General features: G+C 67.0%; 4 protein-coding genes. All 4 read left to right on the forward strand.

Translation table 11 applies throughout. The annotated features are described in order from the left end of the window. The first annotated feature begins 111 nt into the window (after window positions 1-111). The 4 genes from VJ655_RS19750 (at window position 112) to VJ655_RS19765 (ending at window position 3,954) form a co-directional block, all read left to right on the forward strand. Complete coding sequence (locus VJ655_RS19750) at window positions 112-1,005, forward strand: polysaccharide deacetylase family protein (RefSeq protein WP_324114092.1); 894 nt, start codon at window positions 112-114, stop codon at window positions 1,003-1,005. An 83-nt stretch (window positions 1,006-1,088) separates the two neighbouring features. Continuing rightward, window positions 1,089-3,305 carry a S9 family peptidase gene (locus VJ655_RS19755; protein ID WP_324114088.1) on the forward strand — a complete coding sequence of 739 codons (2,217 nt, stop codon included), beginning with the start codon at window positions 1,089-1,091 and terminating at the stop codon, window positions 3,303-3,305. A 116-nt stretch (window positions 3,306-3,421) separates the two neighbouring features. After that, on the forward strand, window positions 3,422-3,628 hold the full coding sequence (locus tag VJ655_RS19760) for a hypothetical protein (RefSeq protein WP_324114090.1): 207 nt from the start codon (window positions 3,422-3,424) through the stop codon (window positions 3,626-3,628). A gap of 149 nt (window positions 3,629-3,777) precedes the next feature. Then, the gene (locus VJ655_RS19765) at window positions 3,778-3,954 is read left to right on the forward strand and encodes a hypothetical protein (protein WP_324114094.1); all 177 of its coding nucleotides are present in this window, start codon (window positions 3,778-3,780) and stop codon (window positions 3,952-3,954) included. The last annotated feature ends 345 nt before the right edge of the window (window positions 3,955-4,299 follow it).

Consider the following 4,299-nt stretch of genomic DNA (forward strand, 5'->3'; position numbering starts at 1 on the left):
TCAATTCCATCCGGAGAGTCAGACGTGCTCGCGCCCAAGACCTCAGCCAAGACCACCCCCGCTCAAGGCTCGACCTGGACCCCGGCGTTCGCCGGGAAGGTCGGAAAATGGGTGAGCGTCGCTTGCCTCGCCTTGACCGCCACCACAGCCCACGCCGCCAACAAGCCCGTCATCGCCTTCACCTGGGACGATCTGCCCGCCCACGCGGCCCTGCCCCCGGGCGTGACGCGAGCGCAGATCGCCACCGACCTGTTGAAGGCCTCGGCCGCCGCCAAGGCCCCCGCCTTCGGCTTCATCAACGGCGTGCATACCCAGCGCGAGCCCGGCTCCGACGTCGTTCTCAGGCTATGGCGCGAGGCCGGTCAGCCCTTGGGCAACCACACCTGGTCGCACCCCAACATCATCGACCTGACGCCCGAACAGTTCACCGCCGAGATCGCGCAGAACGAGCCGATGCTGAAGGATCTGATGGGCGACAAGGACTGGCGCTGGCTGCGCTATCCTTTCCTGTCGGAGGGCGACACGCCCGAGAAGCGCCTGGCCGTGCGCGGCTGGTTGGCGGCCAATCACTACCGGATCGCCAGCGTCACCATGAGCTTCGGCGACTACGCCTTCAACGACCCCTACGCCCGCTGCGTGGCGAAGGGCGACGAGGCGGCGATCGCCGACCTGGAAAAAAGGTTCCTGGACGGCGCGGCGGCCGTGGCCGACCGCTCGCGCGCCATGTCCAAGACGCTCTACGGCAAGGACATCCCCTACGTCCTGCTGATGCACGGCGGCGCGTTCGACGCCCGCATGGCCCCGCGCCTGTTCAAGCTCTACCAGGACAAGGGCTTTGGCTTCACCACGCTGGACAAGGCCGAGAAGCACCCGTTCTACAAGACCGACGTCAATCCCGGCCTGGCGCCGGAGCCGACGACGCTGGAGGACGCCCTGAAGGCCAAGGGCCTGCCGGTTTCGCCGTTCCCGGTGGATCTGAAGGCGCTGGAGAGCATCTGTCGTTAGGCCGGTAGCGCGCCCTCGGCGTTTCAAGCTCGCAACAACTTCGCTGCTGACAACCGCGATGCACCCGAATAGCGTCGCGCGCCATGATCAGACCCTCGCTCACGGCGCTCGCGGCCGTCCTCGCCCTCTCCTCGCCCGCCCTGGCGGAAAAACTCACCCCCGAACGCATCTTCGCCGATCCAAGCCTTTCAGGCCCCACGGCCAAGGGCGTTGCCCTGTCTCCGGACGGCAAGCGGGTGACCTATCTGAAGGCCAAGCCCGAAGCGGCGAACGTCCAGGATCTGTGGGCGGCCGACGTCAAGGGTGGCGAGCCCTACCGCCTGATCGACTCGGCGGCCCTGTCCTCGGGCGCCAAGGAGCTGTCGGAGGCCGAGAAGGCCCGCCGCGAACGCGCCCGGGTCTCGGCGCGCGGCATCGTCGAATATAGCTGGGACCGCCAGGGCCGCTTCATCCTGGTGCCGCTGGACGGCGACCTCTATCTGGACAGCGTCGCCGACGGGAAGGTCTCGCGCCTGACGCAAACGCCTGGCGACGAGGTCGACGCCAAGGTCTCGCCGAAGGGCGGTTACGTCTCCTATGTCCGCGACCAGAACCTCTACATCAAACCCGTTGCGGGCGGGGCCGAGACGGCCCTGACCACCGAGGGCAAGGATACGCTGTCGTTCGGTACGGCCGAATTCGTGGTGCAGGAAGAGCTGGACCGCTTCACCGGCTACTGGTGGAGCCCGGACGAAAGCCGCATCGTCTACACCCGCGTCGACGAGAGCACGGTCGACGTCGTGCCGCGCGCCGACATCGGGCCGGGCGGCGCCACCGTGGTCGAGCAGCGCTATCCGCGCGCCGGCCGGCCCAACGCCGTGGTCGAACTCTATGCCCGCGACCTGGCTTCGGGTCAGGTTCGCAAGCTGGACCTGGGCGCGAACAAGGACATCTATCTGGCCCGCGTCGACTGGTCGGCCGATGGCAAGACGATCTACGCCCAGCGCCTGTCGCGCGACCAGAAGGCCCTCGACCTGATCGCCTTCGACGCCGCCACCGGCGCGGGCAAGACCATCGTCACCGACACCGACGCCCACTGGGTCGAAGCGCGCGACGACTTCACGCCGCTGAAGGACGGCACGTTCCTGTGGTCGTCCGAAAAGGACGGCAACAACCACCTCTACCACTATGCCGCCAACGGCGAGCTGATCGCCCAGCTGACCAAGGGCGACTGGCCGGTCTCGGCGCTAGAGGGCGTCGACGAGGCCCGCAAGGTCGCCTTGTTCACCGCCTCGATGGACAGTCCGCTGGAGCGTCGCCTCTATGAGGTGAGCTACGTGAAGCCGGGCAAGCCCAAGGCCCTGACCTCGGGCGGCGGCTGGTGGAAGGTCAAGGTCGCCGAGACGGGCGGCGCCTTCGCCGGGACCTATGAGGATCCCAAAACCCCGCCGCAGACGGCGCTCTACACGGCCGACGGCAAGCGAGTGCGATGGATCGAGGAAAACCGGTTGGCCGAGGGCCATCCCTACTGGCCGTACGCCTCGACCCTGCCCGTTCCGGAGTACGGCGCGCTGAAGGCCACCGACGGCGAGACCCTCTATTACGAGATCCTCAAGCCGCAGGGCTTCGATCCGGCCAGGAAGTATCCGGCCATCGTCTCGGTCTACGGCGGCCCGCACGCTCAGCGCGTCACCAAGGGCTGGCACAGCCCGTCGGAGCGGACCTATCTGGAAGCCGGCTACGTCATCTTCAAGCTGGACAATCGCGGCAGCGGCAATCGCTCGGCCAAGTTCCAGCGCGCCCTGGATCGCAACCTCGGCACGGTGGAGGTCGAGGATCAGCTGCAGGGCGCCAGGTTCCTGGCCGGCCTGCCCTATGTCGACCCCGACAAGCTGGGCGTGATGGGCTGGTCGTACGGCGGCTTCATGACGCTGATGCTGATGACCGCCGAGAACACGCCGTTCAAGGCCGGCGCGGCCGGCGCTCCGCCGACCGAATGGGGGCTCTACGACACCGCCTATACCGAGCGCTACATGGGCAAGCCAGAAGAGAACAAGGCCGGCTACGCCTATTCGGACGTCAACAACCGCCTGGATCGCCTAAAGCCCGGCAGCCTGCTGCTACTGCATGGCATGGCCGACGACAACGTCATCTTCGAGAACAGCACGCGTGTGATGGCCGCCCTGCAAAAGAAGGCGATCCCGTTCGAGATGGCGCTCTATCCGGGCGAGCGCCACAGCGCGCCGGGCAGCAAGACCAAGGGCCTCAGCGTGCTGAAGACGCACCTGGCGTTCTTCGACCGCAAGCTGAAAGGCCAATAGGTCCCTTTCCTCGCGCGGCCCGGCCGCGCGAGGGTCTTGTGGCGGTATGACCCTGTGTCGCAGGGCCTTGAGCGCCAACAGCCTGTAGTCTCGCGGACAGGTTGTGAGGTGAACTCATGAGCAAGACCCACGAAGCCGCCGTCGAGTGGCTGATCGAAACCGTCAAGGAAGCGCTCGAGGACGGCCGCGCCACCGCCGCCGACCTCGAGGAGTGGGTGCTGGCCGCGATCCTGCTGGAAGAGATGGCTCTCGAAGAGCAGCACGACGACCAGGAAGCCCGCACGTTCACCGCCTGGATGAGCGCCGCCGGAACCGTGCACTAGGCTCGCGCGCCGCCTCAAAACCCCTCTCTCTTGGAGAGAGGGGATTGAGCGCGCTCAATCCTCCGCGTTCGCGCGACAGGCCCCAACGAAATCAACCGCTTGTCGATTTTACGCGCGATCGAATGATCCGCGTTCAAACCGCGCGGACAATGATCCCACCTCATCGCGAGGAAAGGGCGCGTGGCCAGCGACCATTTGCGGCGGCGGGGGGCGATCGAGCGGGAACAGGTCCGAGGGGGATACTCGGACGGTCCGGGGATCTGGTTGCTGGCCAGACCCGCCCGCCGTCGGCGTGGTCGGAGGCCAAGGGATGTGTCTTAGCCTGAAGTGGCTCGTCCTCTTCGACCGCTGGAGTGGCTGGAAACGGCCAACTCCAGGTCCTGGTAAGGCCTGAACAGGGCCACCTGACGGGACGCTGGCGGATAACGGTCGCGCGGAGCGTTCGGCTTCGTCGAAACGGTATTTGCTACTCACACTTCCGGACGTCGTCCGGCGCTCCGCGTCCCTTTCCATCCCTTCAGCGGCAGGCCGCGTGAGGCGGCGGAGGTGTGCGTACATAGTAGAGCGCCCCCTCCGTCGCTCCGCGACACCTCCCCCGCACGCGGGGGAGGATGGGCGGCCTCCTCCTCACCCGGAAACGGGGGAGGTGGCGCGCGGCGCAGCCGCGTGAC

The sequence above is a fragment of the Caulobacter sp. genome (assembly GCF_035254145.1).
Taxonomy (GTDB): Bacteria; Pseudomonadota; Alphaproteobacteria; order Caulobacterales; family Caulobacteraceae; genus Caulobacter.